At 72.3% G+C, this 17,478-nt stretch carries 14 protein-coding genes; 7 read left to right on the top strand and 7 right to left on the bottom strand.

Translation table 11 applies throughout. The features are described from left to right. Positions 1-262 precede the first annotated feature (262 nt). From AB0I18_RS02125 to AB0I18_RS02105, 5 genes are all read right to left on the bottom strand, one after another. The gene (locus AB0I18_RS02125; protein WP_363103424.1) at positions 263-1,936 is read right to left on the bottom strand and encodes a hypothetical protein; all 1,674 of its coding nucleotides are present in this window, start codon (positions 1,934-1,936) and stop codon (positions 263-265) included. Positions 1,937-2,051: 115 nt separating this feature from the next. Beyond that, complete coding sequence (locus AB0I18_RS02120; protein ID WP_363103423.1) at positions 2,052-3,380, bottom strand: TIGR02679 family protein; 1,329 nt, start codon at positions 3,378-3,380, stop codon at positions 2,052-2,054. Beyond that, positions 3,377-7,612 (bottom strand): TIGR02680 family protein, encoded by a 4,236-nt coding sequence (locus AB0I18_RS02115; protein ID WP_363103422.1) that lies wholly within the window; start codon positions 7,610-7,612, stop codon positions 3,377-3,379. The genes AB0I18_RS02120 and AB0I18_RS02115 overlap by 4 nt, the downstream gene beginning before the upstream one ends. Then, positions 7,609-8,979 (bottom strand): TIGR02678 family protein, encoded by a 1,371-nt coding sequence (locus AB0I18_RS02110; protein WP_363103421.1) that lies wholly within the window; start codon positions 8,977-8,979, stop codon positions 7,609-7,611. The genes AB0I18_RS02115 and AB0I18_RS02110 overlap by 4 nt, the downstream gene beginning before the upstream one ends. Beyond that, the gene (locus AB0I18_RS02105) at positions 8,979-10,616 is read right to left on the bottom strand and encodes a TIGR02677 family protein (protein ID WP_363103420.1); all 1,638 of its coding nucleotides are present in this window, start codon (positions 10,614-10,616) and stop codon (positions 8,979-8,981) included. The genes AB0I18_RS02110 and AB0I18_RS02105 overlap by 1 nt, the downstream gene beginning before the upstream one ends. Positions 10,617-10,782: 166 nt before the next feature. Between AB0I18_RS02105 and AB0I18_RS02100 the strand changes: the two genes are divergently transcribed. The 4 genes from AB0I18_RS02100 to AB0I18_RS02085 all read left to right on the top strand — a co-directional run bounded on the left by AB0I18_RS02100 (position 10,783) and on the right by AB0I18_RS02085 (position 12,961). Then, positions 10,783-11,280 (top strand): DUF2975 domain-containing protein, encoded by a 498-nt coding sequence (locus AB0I18_RS02100; RefSeq protein WP_363103419.1) that lies wholly within the window; start codon positions 10,783-10,785, stop codon positions 11,278-11,280. Beyond that, positions 11,280-11,501 (top strand): helix-turn-helix transcriptional regulator, encoded by a 222-nt coding sequence (locus tag AB0I18_RS02095; protein ID WP_363103418.1) that lies wholly within the window; start codon positions 11,280-11,282, stop codon positions 11,499-11,501. Before AB0I18_RS02100 ends, AB0I18_RS02095 begins: the two co-directional genes overlap by 1 nt. Positions 11,502-11,685: 184 nt before the next feature. Beyond that, positions 11,686-12,399, top strand: coding sequence for a hypothetical protein (locus AB0I18_RS02090; RefSeq protein ID WP_363103417.1), 714 nt, complete (start codon positions 11,686-11,688; stop codon positions 12,397-12,399). 157 nt (positions 12,400-12,556) lie between these two features. Beyond that, positions 12,557-12,961, top strand: coding sequence for a hypothetical protein (locus tag AB0I18_RS02085; protein WP_363103416.1), 405 nt, complete (start codon positions 12,557-12,559; stop codon positions 12,959-12,961). Between the two features lie 70 nt (positions 12,962-13,031). Here the strand turns inward: AB0I18_RS02085 and AB0I18_RS02080 are convergent, their stop codons facing one another. Continuing rightward, the gene (locus AB0I18_RS02080; RefSeq protein ID WP_363103415.1) at positions 13,032-13,886 is read right to left on the bottom strand and encodes a LysR family transcriptional regulator; all 855 of its coding nucleotides are present in this window, start codon (positions 13,884-13,886) and stop codon (positions 13,032-13,034) included. A gap of 68 nt (positions 13,887-13,954) precedes the next feature. Here AB0I18_RS02080 and AB0I18_RS02075 point away from each other — a divergent pair, with 68 nt between their 5' ends. The 3 genes from AB0I18_RS02075 to AB0I18_RS02065 all read left to right on the top strand — a co-directional run bounded on the left by AB0I18_RS02075 (position 13,955) and on the right by AB0I18_RS02065 (position 16,464). Then, the gene (locus AB0I18_RS02075; protein ID WP_363103414.1) at positions 13,955-14,911 is read left to right on the top strand and encodes an EamA family transporter; all 957 of its coding nucleotides are present in this window, start codon (positions 13,955-13,957) and stop codon (positions 14,909-14,911) included. Between the two features lie 152 nt (positions 14,912-15,063). Beyond that, complete coding sequence (locus tag AB0I18_RS02070) at positions 15,064-15,432, top strand: cupin domain-containing protein (RefSeq protein WP_363103413.1); 369 nt, start codon at positions 15,064-15,066, stop codon at positions 15,430-15,432. A 132-nt stretch (positions 15,433-15,564) separates the two neighbouring features. Then, a complete protein-coding gene (locus tag AB0I18_RS02065; protein WP_363103412.1) occupies positions 15,565-16,464 on the top strand; it encodes a virginiamycin B lyase in 900 nt (299 codons plus the stop codon). Positions 16,465-16,516: 52 nt separating this feature from the next. Here AB0I18_RS02065 and AB0I18_RS02060 read toward each other — a convergent pair whose 3' ends face one another. Continuing rightward, on the bottom strand, positions 16,517-17,395 hold the full coding sequence (locus tag AB0I18_RS02060; protein ID WP_363103411.1) for a fructosamine kinase family protein: 879 nt from the start codon (positions 17,393-17,395) through the stop codon (positions 16,517-16,519). Positions 17,396-17,478: the final 83 nt, after the last annotated feature.

Below are 17,478 nucleotides of genomic sequence, written 5' to 3'. Positions count from 1 at the left end.
TAGGCATGCCTAAGTTGCGGTCCAGGAAGAGATCAGCGACCTGCGAAGCGGCCGCGGCCTGATGCCCTTTCCCGTCTTGCGGGCCCATGCGCCCTGGTCACAGCCGTGCATCCGAGATTTCCCGCCGTGCCACGGCAGATCCGGGCGACCGAACGGCGCAGTCCGCCGGCGCCGGGATTCTTACCGCCCTCTCACCGGGCGCTCTGGGCACGGCCTGGAACGGCATGACCGCATGTACCCCGGGGCCTCTCCCCCGTACGACTCACAGACCGTGTTCGTCCATGAGACGCATCAGGTTCCGCTTGCGCCTCTGCGCGGCGCGCAGCTCGGTGATGTACGCGGTGAAATCGTCCGGTGTGCCACGGCGCCGATGGCAGTCGCGGATACTCAGCAGCAGGCTGACGAGCTGCTCGTACACCGCGTTGCCCGTCTGCCGGGTGAGCGGCTCGGCCAGGCGCAGGTAAACGCCGAGCGCGTCGGCGGGACGGTCGGCACGGCCCTGGTCGGCGAGGGCGAGCCACTGCCGGTCGTCGGCGCCGCATTCGGCGGCGGCCGCCCAGGCGGCCTCGCCGTCCTCGTCGTCGAGGAGGGCGTCGACCAGGACGGGGCCGCCGTACCAGCCCGGCTGCCGCCGTCCCGCGTCGGCACGCAACAGGGCCAGCGCCGCCGCGCGTTCGCCCTGCCAGCAGTCCGCGGCCCGCGCGGCGGCGCGCAACTGCTGGTACGTCAGCAGGGACCGGCGGGCCCCGAAGTGATCGCGACGCAGGGCGACGGCGTCGACGAGCCGGCCGGCCTGCGCGTAACGCTCGCAGAGGTAGTCGACGAGGGCGGTGTCGACGTCGACGAGGTCCCGGCTTTCCCGGACGCCGCGTTCCGCCCAGCGCAGGGCCTCGTCGGGCCGGCGGGCGGTGTCCAGCTCGCGGGCGATGACCAGGTGGGTGTGGCCGTCGTCCGCGAGGTCGGCCGCGTGTACGGCGATCACCGTGTCGACGTCGCCTCCCGCCTTGGCCAGGCATTCCATCAGGTACTTCTCGGCCCAGCCGGTGCGGTTGCCGCGCCACGCCTCGACCGCCAGTTCCCGCAGGGCGGTCATCCCCCGTTCGCCGAGGATGTCCTCGTAGTCGAGCGGATCGATGTCGGTGAGGCCGACCTCGTCGCCGAGCACCTGTCCGACCAGCCAGCGCGCGAGTTCCGCCGGGTCCGGGCGCGCCGCACGGCACGCGTCGAGGTGGGCGTCGGCGAGATCGGTGCCGATCTGCTTGAGCCATCCGTCGGAGTCGTCGACGCTCTCCACCGCCTCGGCCGACAGCCGCATCGCCTCCCGCGCCAGGGTGATCGCGTCGGCGGCCCGGCCCGAGGCGGTGAGCGCGCCGATGGCGGACACCGCCTGCCCGGCCTGGTCGGCGTAGGCGCGGGCATCGGCGTACTCCACGTACCCGTACTGCGCGAACGGGCCGATGTCGAGGAGCTCGCGGATACGGGACCGGACTCCGGCGAGGTCCCCGCGGGCGCTCGCGGCCCACAGCTCCAGACGGCGCCGCAACTGCCGGTCCTCGCCGATCTGTTCCCGTACCAGAGCGAGCAACTCGTCCTTCGAGAGGGCGGACAGCCAGCCGTCCAGGTCCTGCGCACGGCTTCGGGCCTCCTGCCGCTGCCGTGGCAGGCTCGCCCGCCGGGTGAGCGCGGTGAGGCCGAGGGCGACCAGGTGCTTGCAGAAGTTGCCCTCCAGGCCGTACGGGCAGTCGCACTCGCCGCTCAGCCCTTCGGACCCGTCCAGGGTCAACTCGACCTCGTACCGTTCCGTGCCGTGGACGGTCGCGGTGATCCAGCCGTCGCCGACCTCGATCCCGGACACCGCGTCGAGGTATCCGCGCCCACGCTCGAAGGAGCGGGGGTCTGCCAGAGCTTGGAGGTTCGCCTCGGTGAGGCCGGTCATGGTCTTTCCGCCCTGTTCTGCCCGTTCTGATACTGCGCTTGACGTGTCGTCAGCCCAAGGATGCCGCAGGCACAGGTCCCCGTGTGAGCCGTCCGGACACCCGTCCCTGTGACGGTTACCCGAGGTCCTCCAAGAGCAGGTCCAGCGCCGCCTCCTCGTGCAGGGCGATTCCCAGCGCGTCCATGGCCGGGGCCAGTTCCGGGTCCCAGCCGGCCTCGGTCCGGGTGCCGGTGAGGAGGAGGTGCGGTGTGCCGTGCACCTGCGTGCGCGTCGCGAGGTACTCGTAGTCCCCCGCTCTCATGCGCCAGGGTTCAGCCCCGTACCGCTCCACGACACGGTTGGCCAGCGCGATGCCCGGCCAGTCGAAGTCACCGTGGTACGCGAAGGCGGATCCGGCGGCGGCCAGCGCGTCCAGCAGCGTGCGGACGACCGTCGTCGCGCTGCCCGAGGTGCAGATCAGGGCCGCGGTGCAGCCGGCGTCGGCCGCCGCTTCCACCACGCGTGGGTTCTCGCAGACGTGGACCCGGGTGCGGGCCGGCATCTCCAGGTGCAGCACGCGCAGTTCTCGCAGGGTGAGATGGGTCTCCAGGCTGTGGTCCGCCCGCTCGCGCAGGACTCTCTCGCCCCAGGTCCCGCCCCTCGGCCGCAGGCCGTACGTGAGCACTGTGCTGGACACCTCGTCCGGGGTGACCGAGGCCAGCCGCCACAGGGCCCGGCGGCCCGGTGCGTCGACGGGGAACTCGGTGCCGGACGCCAGGGCGATGCCGCGCAGGACCAGGCGGGAGAGGAGGGTGCCGTCGTCCAGGCCGTGGGCCGAGCCGGTGGTGCGGGTGGCCAGTTCGCCACGGCCCCAGAAGGCGGGAGTGGGTTCCGCGTCCGTGCCGGGGAAGAGTGTTGCCAGGGTCCGGATCGCCTGGGTGAGGATCGTGGCCGCGGTGTGCCGGTCCTGGCGGGCGACCGTACCGGCGCGCCGTGTCTCCTCCAGCCACCGGCCGGCCCAGGGCTTGGACGACAGTGCGGTGACGGCGAGGGCCGCCTCCGCCGTGGACCACAGCTCCTCGCGTTGCGCCGCCGCCGCGTCCCGGACCGCGCGGCGGTCGGTCAGGGGTGGGCCCAGTTCGGCCAGCGTCGCGGCCAGGCCTCGGCCGACCGCGCTGGCGCGCAGGCGACCGTCCAGGTCCGTCAGGCGGATCGTGGCGGTGGCGGCGGTGAGCGGTTTCGCGAGGAGGAGGGACAGTGCCTCGCGCTCCTGTGCGTCCAGGTTCTGGAGCCTGACCGTGCCGGCCGGCTGCAGGCCGTTGCGTTCCAGGCGTGCCCGTACCGCCGTCCAGAGGCGGGTGAGACCCGGCCGGGTGAGGAACGCCAGGGCGTCGGCGACGGGTCCCTGCTCCGTCGTACCGGGGCCTCCCGTCCCACCGGGGTCCGTCGTGTCCGGTCGCGTCATACCGACACCAGCCGCCGCTGCCGTCCGTTCCACGTGTAGTGGAGGGTCGCCACGCCTCGTACGTGCGGGTCGCGCAGGCACTCGTAGATGTGCAGCGACGGCACGTCGGGCCAGTTGCCGATCAGGCGTTCGCTGGTGAGGACGAAGTCCAGGTCCAGGTCGACCAGGATGCGGCCGAGGCGGGCGTGGGTCGGCTCGTCGACCTTGGCGAACGCGTCGTCCAGCAGGATCAGCCGCGGTGCGTGCGGGGCCGTTTCGGCGAGGCCCGTGAAGTGGGCGGCAGCGGCGGCGAAGAGGACCAGGTAGGAGAGGACGCGTTGCTCACCCTGGCTGAGGCCTGTGCGGCCGGAGAGTTTGCGGCGGCTGCTCGGAGCGGCGTCGTTCACGACCCACGGGGTGAAGGTGAACCAGTCGCGGTAGTCGAGGGCGGTACGCAGATGGGCCGCGTAACCCGCGCCCGGGTCGGCGCGGCGGGCGTCCTCGATACGGCGCTGGAGGACATCGCGGAGCTGCTGGGACTGTTCGCGGGTGCGCAGACCCGAGGGGCTGCGCAGGAGGTCGACGGCCGCCTTGACGTCGGCTTCGACACCGTCGGCGAGCTTCCAGTCGAGTGTGACGCCCAGACCGTGTGAGGTGCGGACCGTGGCCAGGGTGCCGTTCAGGGCGGCGACCAGGGCGCCCGCGGCCAGGACCTGGGAGGACAGGTGGTCGCCCAGCTCGCCCGTCAGGAAGCGCTGGAACACCTCGCGTTCGCGTTCCGTCAGCCGGTCCCGGGCCTCGGCCGCCTGCGCGGCGATGCGTTCGCCCACCGCGGCGATGTCGTGCGGGCCGTGGTCATCGACGAGGCGGCAGACCTTGATGCCGTCATGTTCCTCGAGCGTGGCGTCGTAGCCTCCGGAGAGCTGGTCGCGCAGCTCCGTGTGACGGTTGAGGAGGGTGGTGTCCGAGATGTCACCCCGCTCCGGTTCCAGGCGGCTCCGTACGGCCTCCACCAGTCGGCGCAGTGCCTTTGTGCGGTCGTGCGCGTCCTCCTCGGTGCGCTCGCGTGCGTCGTCCCGCGCGGACTCCACGTCGTCCGCCTCGCCTTCCGCCACAGCGTCGAGGCCCGCGCCCCTGCGCACGCCCGGAACCGACAGCGCCGTACGCAGCCGCCTGCCGCTCGTGATCGCCTCGCCCTCCTGCGTGGCGAGCGCCCCGCGCCGTACTCTCTCGTCCTCCTCCGCGCGCACGCGTTCGTCGTGTGCGGCGCTCAGGTCCCGCTCGACTCCGGGGAGTTGGCGCCCCACCGCGTCGAGGCGGCGCTTCGCCGCGTCCTCGCGGGCGAGGATCTCCTGCTCCGACGCCCCGATGGCCTCCTCCAGGCCCCGGACCGTGCGGCGGGCGGCATCCAGGCGGGCGAGCGGACCGGCGTAGTCGGACTCCGCTTCCCGGCAGGACGTCAGAGCGCGCTCGTAGCTTTCGCGGCCCTGGCGATGGCCGTCGACGGAGGAGGCGACCGCGCGCAGCCGTCGGCGCAGCCGTTCCGTGCCCGTGCCGAGGCGGTCCAGCGCGAGACGTACGGAATCGAGTGCGGCCGGTTCGACCGGGAGGTCGTTCGCGCTTGCCGTCGCCTCGGTCTCCCGCCGGGCGGCGACCGCGCGGGTGCGCGCCTGCTCCGCCTCACGGGCGGCCGCCGACGCCTTGCCGACCAGTACCTGTGCGGCGCGCTCGGCCTCGGCCGCACGGGCCCACGCGTCGGTCAGCCGGCGTGCCGCGGGCGGGTGGCTCAGGGTGTCGGCCACCTTCGTGCGGTGCTCGGTCAGGATCCGCAGATTGCTCTGCTGCTCGGTCAACTGCTCCTGCACGTCGGCCAGTTGCCGGTCGAGTTCGGCCAGGGCCCGGCGGCGGGTCTCGGCGCGCACCTCCGCGCCGACGTACTCGGCCGTCTGCTTGGTGTGGCGTCCGCGGGCGACACCCAGCTGCCAGGAACCGTCGGTGCCGATCACGGAGTCCGCCGTCGCTCCCGTGGCCCCCACCGCGCCGATGCCTCCCGGCGTCACCAGGGCCACTGTCCGCAGCACACTCTCTACCTGCTCGGCGCTCACCCCGCTGTCCGGCGCCGCGACCGGGCGCAGCACCTCGGCGAGCGTCGGCCCGGCGGGCGGTGTGCCGGGGACGAGGAGGGTGTCCCGCGCGGCCGGGTCCAGAACGGTGCCGTCGGCGCACACCCAGGCGTCGAGCAGGCCGCTCGCCTCGAGCGCGGCTTCCAGGCCCGCCCGGGCCGCCGGCTCCAGAGCCTCGGCGTTCTCGGTGAAGTCCACGAGCCGGTACAGGGGTGCGCCGGTGCCGGGCGTTCGGGGCGCCGACCGGTGGGGCGGGGGCGCCGGCGCGGGGTCGGTACGGCGTTCCCAGTCGTCGCGCTCACGCCGCAGGCGGTCCTGTTCGGCGGCCAGTTCGCGGATCGCCACGGCGCGCGCGTCGCGCTGTTCGCCCAGTTCCGCCAGCCACGGGTCGACGGCCGCCCGGGCGGTGTCGGCCACCTCGTCGGGAGCGTGGGCGGGCAGCGGGCCCTCCGCCGGATCGTGAACGGTCAGGGCGCGTACGGCATCCAGGGACACGCCGGTGAGACTCCGCAGTCGCTCGGTCCAGGCCTGGACGGCATCGGAGAACGCCTCCCCCTCGCGTGCCGTCTCCTCCCGGCGGCGTCCGGCCCGCGCACGCGCCTCCTCCGTCTGCTCCTCCAGGCGCTCCCGGGCGGCATCGGCCTCGTGGGCCTCTCGCTGGGCGCGGCGGGACTTCTCCATGAGCGCGGCCAGCTCGGTCACGGCTCGGGCGCGGTTCCTGATCACCGGCCCTGCGGCGTCCAGTTGGGTGTCCCAGGCGCCCAGGGCGCCCGCGCCGACCTCCGTGTCGACGGCCAGCACCTCGCTGTGGCGCACGAGGTGGAAGTCGCCGTCCGGGGCCGTCAGTTCGGCCGTCACCGCGGCGGCGACCGGGGTGACGGGGACCACCACCGGCTCGCCCAGGTGGACCGGGTCGAGCCCGGACCGCTCCGCCTCCCGGAGCAACTCGCCGTGCGCCGTGCCGAGTTCGACCAGCTCCTCACCGAGCCTGCCGGCTTCGTCGGTGAGCCGCCGGCCTGCCTCTTCCTGGCTGCTGTGCGCCTGGCGCAGGGCTTTGACAGCGGTCGCCGCCGCGCTGTGCAGGGCGGTCACGGTGGCGCGCTTCTCCGCCAGTTCCTTCAGGCTGCGGTAGGCGGCACTGTCGTGCAGGGCGGCGAGGTCCGTCCCGGCCGCCTCCGACTCCGCCCTGAGGACATCGGCGTGAGCGGCGAGTTCGTCCTCGCTCGTACGGAGCTCGGCCGCCTTCCTCGCCGCCTCGCCCGCCGCGCGTCGGTGCTCGGCCAGCCGTTCCAGTTCGCCGTGCACCTGGTCGGCCCGGCGGCGCAGCGCCCCGTGCAGGTAGCCGCGGTAGCCGGTGAGGAACGTCCGCAGCGCCTCGTCGGTCCGCTCCAGGCGCCCGAGGTCGGTCCGTACCGCGTCCAGATCGTCGAGGTTGCGGGCCACCTTGTCCACGACCTCGTCGTCGAGCGCGGGCAGCGTCTCCGCGAGGACGGAGACCAGGCCCCCGGAGTCGATGCGGTCGCCGATGGTGGGGCGGCGCAGTCGGTGCAGCAGGTGGAGCAGATTGCGGTAGCGCGCCGGGTCGGTGAGGCCGAACAGGTGGCGGGCGACCCGGGCCCGGTGCTCCACGGCGCGGTCGGTGACGTGCTCCGCGCCGACGAGCGACTTGAGCTGGTCGACGGGGAGCGGCCGGCCGCCGGGGGCCAGCTGCAGGTCCTCGCCCACCCGCAGCGAGGTGACGAAGAAGAACGGCTTGGCCGTCCTGGTCGACTGGGAGGCGCGGATGGCCGCGCCGAGGGTGAGGTGGTGGTCGTGCCCCTCGTCGTCGGTCCGCACGAACTCCACCCACAGGTAGCCCAGCCGGTTGGTCTGCTCGAAGCCGTCGAGCATCAGCCACAGGAGCGTGGTCCGGCCCGTTCCGGTGGCGTCCAGGGCGCGGGCGTCCCCGTCGAGGAGGTACGGCAGCAGCATCTCCAGGGCCTTGGACTTGCCCGCGCCGTTCTTGCCGCGCAGCAGCAGCCGGCCGCCGCCGAAGGAGAACTCCTGCTCGTCGTACTGCCAGACGTTCCGGATACCGGCGCGGTGCAGGCGGTAGCGGTGCGGGGACGGGACGGTGGGCGTGCGGTTCACCGGGGCGGCTCCTCAGTGACGTGGTCGGCGATGTCCGCTGGGGGCGCCGCGGACGCTCGGGACTGTTCAGGACGGGACGTGACAGCCACCGTGGTGGCGAACCGGGCGGCCGCGCCGAGGAGCACCCAACCGCCGGTGCGGTCGGTACGGTCCTGTCCGCGGGCGCCCGAGACGTCCGTGACCGACCGGCCGTCCGGCGCGGCGTCCGCGTATCCCTCGGGCAGGCCGTGGCCGTCCGCGCGCACCGGGCCGGCGGGAGCGACCAGGCGCATGCGGACCAGCAGGTCGAGGACGGCGGCGAGCAGCGCGTCCCGGTCCTCCAGCAGGCCGCGCTGCCAGTTGCTGCGCCGGCCGTACTCCTCGACCAGTCCGTCGAGCAGTTCCGTCAGCAGCCCGTCCGGGACCGGTACGCCGATGACCAGCCGCCCGCCGACCGCGGGGTGCCCGGGGTCCTCTGGGCGCAGTCGGTCGACCAGCCGCTCCACAAGGAGCAGCGCGGCCTGGGCGACCGTGCCGGTGCCGGGCAGGTGCAGGTCGGTGAGTTCGTCGTCGGGGTCGGTGAGGGCGATGCCCTCGGCGCGGATCTCGGCCTCCAGACCCAGCAGTTCGGAGAATGCCTGGGACTCGCGCCGCTGTCGGGTCCGCAGCCATTCGCGCTCGGCGCCGGTGAGGTCGTCGAGGTGCACGACGGGAGTCTCCACGAGTCGCCTGCGGACGTACGTACGCGAGCCGCCGAAGCCGGGGTCGGCGGCCCGGCGTACGAGATCCGCCCCGTCGCGGCTCTGGGCCAGCGGGCCGGCGACGACCGCGCGGGCGATCTCCCGGTCCACGGTCAGCAGTGCCTCGCCGCCCCGCTCCTCGGCGACGGCGGAGACATGGCCCTCGGTCTCCGCCAGGACACCCCAGTCGACGAGTTGCCGCAGCGCGGCGGCGAGCGTGCGCCGCTCCGCCTGCCGCCCGGTGTCGCTGACCTCGATCCCGGCGTCCACGGCCGCGGCCCTCAGGTCGGCGACGAGCTGGGAGAGCAGGAGCTGCTCCGGAGCGGTGACGAGGACCGAGAGAGCGAGAGCCAGGTAGGCGTACGTCCGTGGCGTGAACGGTGTGCCGGTGGACGGTCGTTCGAGGCGGTGGCCCGAGCCGGGGCCGAGGCCCGCCTTGAACAGGCGGGCGTACGACGCCTCGACGAGGAGCCGGTAGCCGAACACCTGCTGGAAACGCTGGGCGAGCCAGTCGGCGTGCCGCCGGATCAGCGGGAAGGTGTCGCTGTACGGGCCGTGGCTGGTGACCAGGGGGTGGGCCAGCAGCAGGCGGGCGGCGGTGCGGCGTTCGGCGGCGAGTGCCACGTCGTGCGCGGAGGGCAGGGCCATCAGGCGCTCGCCTCCTCGGCGGCGGACGCCGAGGCGCTCTCGACGGCCAGGGTGAGGTCGTCCGCCGTCAGGTCGCCGTCCACGGACCGCAGGAGTGTGTGCCTGCCCGGCGTGCGCCACGCCGTCAGCCGGATGCCCAGGTCGGCGTCGCTCGCCTGCGCACCGTCGAGCAGGAAGTCACCGGCGTCCGTGTCGCTCCTCTCGCCCTTGCCGTCCTCGTCGCCCTTGTGCAGTTGGGCGTTGCCGAGGGCGGTGGTGAGGAGTTCCAGCAGGAGGCGCATGGCTGCGGAACCCAGCCTGACCTGGTCGAACCGGCCGGAGGCGCTGCGCAGTTCGGCAGCCGCGGCCTGACGGGCGGCGGCCTGCTCGCGTGCCTGCTCCATGAGGCGGCGCTTCTGCTCGCCGTGGTCCTCCACCGCCGCGGCCCGCCCGCGCGGGGCCCGGCTGCCGCGCTCGCGCAACGCCACCGGGACGGCCACGACGGGCCCGGTCCACCAGCTCACGTACGCCGGTACGGACTGGTCGGGATCCGGTGCCACGCCCAGATGCCGTGCTCCGTAGAGCCCGAAGGCGGCGACCGCGATGTCGTGGGCCTCCTCGGGCTCCGCACTGTCGAACCAGGCCGCGAGCCTGAGCAGGTCCTTGCGGCGGGACATCTCCCCGGACGCCGAGCGCAGCATTCGCTTGGCGTTGGCGAGCAGTGACTGCAGGGCGCGCAGGGTCGCGTCCCGGAGCTGGTCCACCTGGCTGCCGTGCCCGCCGGTGTCGGCGAACCAGTCGCGCAGCCCTTCCCAGTCCGCCAGGTCCCGTCCCCGGCTGCGCTGCACCCGGGTCTCCGGCAGCGCGCCGGAGAGTGCTCCGAGGTCTGCCCCCAGTCCTGCCGCGTGCGCGTCGATGCGGCCCAGGAGTGTGGGCAGGTGGGGCCAGATCGTCCGCAGGTGTGCGGCGATGCGCGGGGCGCGGAAGGACACGTCCTCGGTGATCGCCTCCACGTAGTCGAGCAGCAGTTCCTTGAACCCCTGGTACTCGGCTCCGTCGAGGTCGTAGCGGGCGAGCACCTGGCCCAGGTACGCGTAGAAGTCCCGTACCGACTCGGCGAATTCGGCGAACTGCACGAAGAGCGTGCTGATTCTCTCCAGTGCCTGCTGCGGGTCCGCGCCGCCGGGCGCGGCGACCGTGGCGGCGATCTCGCGCAGGCCCCGGTCGACGAGCGTGAGCAGCTCGCTGCTGACCTCGCGTGCGGCGTCGGCTCCGGCCAGCACCTCGTCCGCGTCGCGCTGCACGCGCTCGCCCAGCTTGGACAGCTGGTAGCGGGACCGGGAGCGCTGGTACTCGGCGATGGTGCTCGCCGTGACGGTGTGCGTGCTGCGCAGCAGATTGCCCCAGCGCACGAGCTGTTCGAGCCGGGCGGTGAGGGTGTCCGCGTCAAGCGCGGCCCCCACGCTTCCCGCCTGTGTCAGCTTGGCGAGCACGTCGGGTACGGCCAGGTCCGCGAGCAGGGTGCCGCAGAACACCCGCATCACCGCGACGTACTCCAGGCGCTCGGGTGCACTGAGATAGGCATAGGCGCTCAGCCGATGCCAGGCCTCGGTTCCGCTCTGATCGGTCAGTTCTTCGGGCAGGTCGTCCCCCTCCATGACGCCGAGCGTACGGACCGCCACTGACACTCCGGAGGAAGTCCGGGAAAACCGCCCGCTCACGCGGCCCGCCGCGCGCCCGTTGATGGCACAGCCCCCTTGCCATACCTATCGAGAATCGATAGATTCCCATCGTGGATCGATCGAAGGAATCGAAGGAGGGGCGATGGGACAGCTGACAGTGCTTGCGCTGCGTGCCGTGCTGGCGGTGCTGCTGGCCGGCTCGGTGTTCGTGCAGACCGTGATGGTGGCGCTACTGGCCACCGACCTGGAGGAGAGCGGCGCGGCCCTCGCGGACCGGCGTACCCCGATCCTCGTGATCACGGTCCTCGGGATCGTGACGGTCCAGGTCGTCCTGGTCTGCGTGTGGCGGCTGGTGACGATGGTGCGACGCGGAACCGTGTTCTCCCACGCCGCGTTCCGGTATGTGCATGTCGTGATCGGCGCGATCGTGTCGGCCGCCCTCCTGCTGTTCACGCTCGGGGTCGTCCTGGCACCGGGTGAGGCCGTCGCGCCGGGCGTGGTCCTTCTGTTGGGCGGGGTTGTCGTGGCGGCCCTGGGGGTCGCGCTCATCGTGCTCGTGCTGCGGATGCTGCTCGCCCAGGCCGTCGCGCGCGACGTCGAGGCGGCGCGGATGCGGGCCGAGCTGGCAGAGGTGATCTGATGCCGATCGCCGTCGACATCGACGTGATGCTGGCCAGGCGGAAGATGTCCGTGGGCGAACTCGCGGACCGCGTCGGGATCACGCCCGCCAACCTGGCCGTACTCAAGAACGGCCGCGCCAAGGCGGTGCGCTTCGCGACGCTCGCCGCCCTCTGCGAGGTCCTGGAGTGCCAGCCGGGAGACCTGCTGCGCTGGGAGGCCAAGGACACCGCGGACGTGTGACGTCGGCCGGAGCCGGCTGAGGCGCCGGTACCGCGGGGTCGGTTTGTTCTCCGCAGAGGCCGGAATCGGGTGCGATGAGCAGAAGCGAGCAGTGATTGACCAGGGGCGTGACTGTTGTTGAAGGGCCGGACCACGCATGATTCTCTGACGTACCCCATCGACGTCCCCCACCGGGCCTTTCGCCATGTCACCGACCGAACTCTTATGTCCATCCGTCGACTTCACCGCGCGCGAAGAGGAACCCGTCTATCCGGTCGACGTCGTCCTCTCGCTGCACCGTGAAGGGACCGCAGGCCTGCTGCGCACCATGCGCAGCCACCACGTCATGCCCGCGCTCTGCCATCCTTGGGGCTCCGGTCAGGCATACCTGACGCTCCTGCACGAACCCCGGCCCCTGTCTGTGCTGGACGTCCCGGACGGTGCGGTGACGGACGATCTCGCGCAGCGCGTGCACGTTCTCAGCGGCTTCTCCTCGGTCATCGTGCTGACGCCCGGCCACACGGACTCGGTGGCCTTGTTGCGAGCGGGCGCCGCCAACGTGCTGCCCCGCGACACACCGCCCAAGGAACTGGCCAGCCGACTCGTCGCGGAGCGCCGGTGGCTCCAAGCCTCCACGCCGCGCCGGACGCACCGGGCGCAGGCCGCGCTGTACCAGGCGATGCAACCCCGGCAGATGTCCCAGCAGGTGCTCTTCCATGTCCTGCTCTCCACCCCACGGCCGTGGTGCTGCCACGACCTGTGCCTGCTGCTGGGCACGGCACGGACTCCCATGACCAGGCGCGCCCTGCAGGCACGCATGCTGCGGCTGAGCGAACGCCTGACGCGATTCGAGAGGTCGGTGGGCAGCACGGCGCAATGGGGCCGGACCACGTATTCGGGGATTCACGAGGGCCCGTAACGGGCGGGTGTAGCGGGCTACACCATCGATTCGGGGGGCCGGTCCCTCGTGGCGGCGAGTGTGCGACGGGATCGTGGTGGCAGCGGTCGCAACCGATCCACGGACCGCAGGACACCCTCGCGTTCCTCCTCGAGCCAATCGAAAAAAGGACCTTGCCATGACCGCGATCCGCCGACGTGGACGCCGTACCGCCGCCATCGTCACCGCCGTGGCCGCCGTCACGCTGGCCGCCGGACTCCTCACCGGCTGCGAGGACATCGACGACTCACTGAACTGCTTCCAGAACGCCGACACGATCACCGACAGCCTCAAGGCAATCCATGAGGCGGGCCTGAACGCGGCGGAAGACCCCACGCGGACCGACGACTCCATCGACACGATCGAGAAGAACCTCGACAAGATCGACGACAAGTCGGACAACAGTGAGGTCAACGACGCGGTCGACGACCTGAACAAGGCGATCGCGGACTACAACAAGGCCATTTTGAACGGCGACACCAACCCGGACTCCAGCAAGATCGACGACGCGGCCGACGAACTGACCGGCGCCTGCACCTCGTGACGGGGCCCGCCTGGTGAGGGAGCGTCCGAGCGTTCCTGGCCGCGCCGGACCGGGCGGCCCGGGGTGAGGTTCAGCCTGCGCGATAGAGCGTCGTGAGCAGTTCGATGGTGGCCTGGGTGGCGGGATGCGGGTCGTCCCGCCACCAGGCGAGCCGCACCGGGATGGACTCCGCGTCGCGCACCGGCCGGTAGACGAGGCCGGGGCGCGGGTACTGATGCGCGGTCGACTCGGCGGTCATGCCGACGCAACGGCCCGTGGAGATCGCGGTGAGCCAGTCGTCGACGTCGTGCGACTCCTTGGTCGGCGGGCGCGAGTCCGGCGGCCACAGTTCCGTCGTCGTGGTGCCGGTCCTCCGGTCCACCAGCAGCGTGCGCCCGCCGATGTCGGCGAGTCTCACGAAGCGGCGCCGGGCCAGGGGATCGTCCGAGGCCATGGCACACACTCGACGTTCCAGCCCCACGATGGCGGAGTCGAAGCGGCGCTCGTCCAGCGGCCTGCGTACGACGGCCAGATCGCAGGCCCCCTCGGCCAGTCCGGCGGTGGCAGAGTTGACGCGGACGAGTCGCAGGTCCGTTTCGGGGTGCGTGTCCGCCCAGCGGCGCTGGAAGGCCAGCGTGTGGCGGCCGAGGGCCGACCAGGCGTAACCGATCCGCAGGGAGGTATGCCCCGAGGTGGCCTCCTGGACCAGACCGTCCACCTCGCCGAGTACGCGCCGGGCGTGCGCCACCACGCGCAGTCCGGCCCCCGTCGGGGTCACCTCGCGGGAGGTCCGCCGCAACAGCCGTACGCCAAGGGCGCGTTCGAGCGAGGCGAGCGTGCGTGACACGGCCGCCTGGGAGACACCGAGCACGATGGCGGCGTCGGTGAACGTGCCCTCGTCGACGATCGCGACGAGACAGCGCAACTGCCGCAGCTCCACATCCATGACTTCAGCGTATAGATGGATCGGCTCATGCATTTTGCGCAAGCAGCCGAGCGGCGCAGCATCGGGCCATGCCAGCACCCGCACGCCCCACAGCGTCCGCGCACCGCACTCCCCCGGCGGCCTCGACCGCCAGGCCTCGCGGAGCACGCCTCGCCGGGGTGGCCACCATGTTCGGCAGTGGTCTGTCCAACCAGACCGGGGCAGCGATCGGTTCCCTGGCCTTCCCCGTCCTCGGGCCCGTCGGGGTTGTCGCCGTGCGCCAGTACGTCGCCGCACTGGTCCTGACGAGCGTCGCCAGGCCCCGCCTGCGCACCTTCACCAGGCGCCAGTGGTGGCCGGTCCTGCTGCTGGCCCTGGTCTTCGGGACCATGAACCTGTCCCTGTACACCGCCATCGACCGCATCGGCCTGGGGCTCGCGGTGACCCTGGAGTTCCTCGGGCCGCTCGGCATCGCGCTGGCCGCCTCCCGCCGCCGCGTGGACGCGTGCTGTGCGGTGGTCGCCGCGGCGGGCGTCGTCACTCTGATGCGCCCGCGGCCTTCCGCCGACCTGCTCGGGATGGGCCTGGGGCTGCTGGCCGCCGTCTGCTGGGCCTCGTACATCCTGCTCAACCGCACCGTCGGCCGGCGCATCCCCGGCGCGCGGGGTTCGGCGGCCGCCGCCTGTCTCTCCGCCCTGATGTTCCTGCCGGTCGGACTCGTCATCGTCGTCGAGCGTCCGCCGTCGGCAGGGGCCGTCGCCTACGCCGTCGTGGCCGGCGTCCTCTCCTCCGCCGTGCCGTACCTGGCAGACCTGTTCACTCTGCGTCGCGTGCCTGCCCCGGCCTTCGGTCTCTTCATGAGCGTCAACCCGGTCCTCGCCGGTCTGGTCGGCTGGATCGTCCTCGACCAGGGCCTGGGCTGGCCGGAGTGGGGCAGCATCGCGGCCATCGTCGCCGCCAACGCCCTCAGCATCCTCACCTCGCGCCCTGACTCGGGACGAGTACGGGGGCGGCGACCGAGGCAGGACGGTCCTCCGTCTTCTTGAGATGCGGGCGCGGCCCGATCCCCCGGATGGCGGCGCCCGCTGGACAGGCACACGATGGTGTGGAGGGGTCCGGCCGGCGCCGGCCGTGGACTTCTCGGGAGCCAGGCCTGCCCTGGAAAGGGCTGGGCATCGCCTACGTGAAGGGAGCCGTCATGCTTGAGGTCAAGACGGTCGACAAGCCGGACGAGCGGCGCGATTTCCCCCGAGGTCACCTCGAAGCGGTCCACCTCACGGGGCTCGACTTCGCCGTCGGGACCTTCGAACCCGGCTGGCGCTGGTCCGAGTCCGTGGCGCCGCTCGCGGGGACCGAGAGCTGTCAGATCCACCACAACGGCTATGTCGTGCAGGGACGGATGCGTATCCGCATGGACGACGGAGCCGAGGGCGAGGTCGGCCCCGGCGACGTCTTCGTGTGCCCGCCCGGGCACGACGCCTGGGTCGTGGGCGACGAGCAGGTCGTGGTGTACGACTTCGCGGGAGGCATGGCGCAGGAGTACGCGAAAGCGCCCCAGCCTGGCTGAGCGCTGCCGCGAGCCGGATCTGGGCCCGTCACCGGGTCCGGGGGAAATGCGGGGGCGTGGGCATCGCGGCCCGGATAGCATCCGCAGTCGCACGCCCACCGTCCACCGCCCCCTGGCCGAGGAACCTTGCCCATGCCGCATCGTCCGACCGTTTCCATCACGGAGTTCCCCGTCTCCGACCGTGCGGCCGGACCCTACGGAATCACCGCCGGACCGGACGGCGCACTGTGGTTCACCATGGTCCACCACGGCCGGATCGGGCGGCTCACACCCGACGGCGACACCACCTCCTACCAGCTTGAACCGGCCTCCGGCGGACCGTCGATCATCACGGCGGGGCCTGACGACGCCCTGTGGTTCACCGAGTTCCGCGGCCACCGGATCGGCCGCGTCACCACGACGGGACATGTCGACTCGTTCCCGTTGCCGACGCCGGATGCCGGGCCCTTCGGGATCACCCCGGGGCCTGATGACGCGCTGTGGTTCACCGAGGCCAACGCCGACCGGATCGGCCGTATCACGCCCGACGGCCATGTCACCGAGTTCCCTCTGCCCCTCTCGGGAGCTTTCCCGTCGGCCATCGCCGCCGGCCCGGACGACCGGTTGTGGTTCACGATGAACCAGGCGAACGCGATCGGCGCCATCGACCCCACGGGCGATGTCACCGTCCATCTGCTGCCCACACCGGCCGCCGCCCCGGTCGGCATCACCGCCGGCATCGACGGCGCCATGTGGTTCGTCGAGATCGGGGCCGGCCGGATCGGACGGATCACGCCGGACGGAGTGATCGACGAATTCGCCCTGCCCGACCGCGCGTCACGCCCCCACGCCATCGCCGCCGACACGGACGGAACCTGCTGGTTCACCGAGTGGGGCGCCAACCGCGTCGGCCGGATCGCCCCCGACGGCCGTATCGACGAACACGATCTGCCCAGCCCGTCCTCGGAACCCCACGGCATCGCCCAGGGGCCGGACGGCGCGATGTGGACCGCGCTCGAGACCGGAACGATCGCCCGCCTCTCCGCGCACTGAGACGGAATCCCGGAGCTTCGGCTCACGTGCGGGTGCGGGTGCAGGTACAAGCTCAGGTGTAGGTGTCCAGGACTTCGGTGATCCCGCGGAGGATGTCGTCGTTGTCGCCGAAGTGCGCCAGCACGCTGAGGAGTTCACGCAGGTGGAGGATGGGCAGCCGATCGCGCCAGCCGTCGTCCAGGGGGCGGATCTCCTGATAGGCGGCCGAGAACTCCTCCGGAACCGGGCCGCATCCGTACAGCATGCTCAGCTCCGCCTCGGGCCAGCCGTAGTACACGGCGGGATCACACAGGGCGGGTGGCTCGTGGTGGCCCGGCAGGACGTTGGCGTGCCACAGGTCGCCGTGGAGCAGCGCGGCGGGCTGCGGTGGGATCAGGTCCGGGAGCCTGTCCGCCAGGCGTTCGAGGCGTGCCCGGTTCTTCCGGCCGAGTGCCCGGGCGCAGGCGGGTTTCTCCAGCCAGGACAGCAGCCGGTGTTCGGCGAAGAAGGCGTGTCCGTCGTCGTTCCAGGTGTTGCGCTGCACGATCCGGCCGATGTAGTTGTCGGTGTCGTGTCCGAAACGGCCGCTCGTGACCTGGTGCTGCCGGGCCAGTCCGCGGCCGAGGACCGCCCAGGTGTCCTGGGTGAAGGCATGGCTCCCGCGATCCTCCATCAGGAGGTACCGCTCTGCGCACAGCTGCGTCTTCGGTACGGGCAGGGCTCCGGCCGCCGCGAGCAGCCGCAGGCCCTCGGCCTCCAGGTGGTAGAGGTCGGTGGGTGCGTCGGCGGACTGCTTGAGGATCCAGCTCGTTCCGGAGGAGCCGGTGACGCGGGTGGTGGAACTGATGGCCCCGCCGTGCAGTTGCTCGACGCCGGTGACCTCGCCGTGCCCTGCGAGCCGCAGCCATTCGGCGACGGCGGGAGGCACGGGCAGTGTGGTGCGGTGCGGCACTTTCGGGTTCCTCCACGGCCTGACGGAACGACTGCCGACTCGGTGCCGGCCTGATCGCACCCCATCCACGGGCTGGTCGGACG

The sequence above is a fragment of the Streptomyces sp. NPDC050704 genome (genome assembly GCF_040654355.1).
Lineage (GTDB): Bacteria > Actinomycetota > Actinomycetes > Streptomycetales > Streptomycetaceae > Streptomyces.
Note: the sequence above shows the minus strand (reverse complement) of the source record. Positions and strands in the feature narration are given on the sequence as shown.

Coding starts and splice junctions, on each gene's coding strand:
- AB0I18_RS02125 (WP_363103424.1), bottom strand. CDS start 1,936: ATGACCGGCCTCACCGAGGCGAACCTCCAAGCTCTGGCAGACCCCCGC.
- AB0I18_RS02120 (WP_363103423.1), bottom strand. CDS start 3,380: ATGACGCGACCGGACACGACGGACCCCGGTGGGACGGGAGGCCCCGGT.
- AB0I18_RS02110 (WP_363103421.1), bottom strand. CDS start 8,979: ATGGCCCTGCCCTCCGCGCACGACGTGGCACTCGCCGCCGAACGCCGC.
- AB0I18_RS02105 (WP_363103420.1), bottom strand. CDS start 10,616: ATGGAGGGGGACGACCTGCCCGAAGAACTGACCGATCAGAGCGGAACC.
- AB0I18_RS02100 (WP_363103419.1), top strand. CDS start 10,783: ATGGGACAGCTGACAGTGCTTGCGCTGCGTGCCGTGCTGGCGGTGCTG.
- AB0I18_RS02095 (WP_363103418.1), top strand. CDS start 11,280: ATGCCGATCGCCGTCGACATCGACGTGATGCTGGCCAGGCGGAAGATG.
- AB0I18_RS02090 (WP_363103417.1), top strand. CDS start 11,686: ATGTCACCGACCGAACTCTTATGTCCATCCGTCGACTTCACCGCGCGC.
- AB0I18_RS02085 (WP_363103416.1), top strand. CDS start 12,557: ATGACCGCGATCCGCCGACGTGGACGCCGTACCGCCGCCATCGTCACC.
- AB0I18_RS02080 (WP_363103415.1), bottom strand. CDS start 13,886: ATGGATGTGGAGCTGCGGCAGTTGCGCTGTCTCGTCGCGATCGTCGAC.
- AB0I18_RS02075 (WP_363103414.1), top strand. CDS start 13,955: ATGCCAGCACCCGCACGCCCCACAGCGTCCGCGCACCGCACTCCCCCG.
- AB0I18_RS02070 (WP_363103413.1), top strand. CDS start 15,064: ATGCTTGAGGTCAAGACGGTCGACAAGCCGGACGAGCGGCGCGATTTC.
- AB0I18_RS02065 (WP_363103412.1), top strand. CDS start 15,565: ATGCCGCATCGTCCGACCGTTTCCATCACGGAGTTCCCCGTCTCCGAC.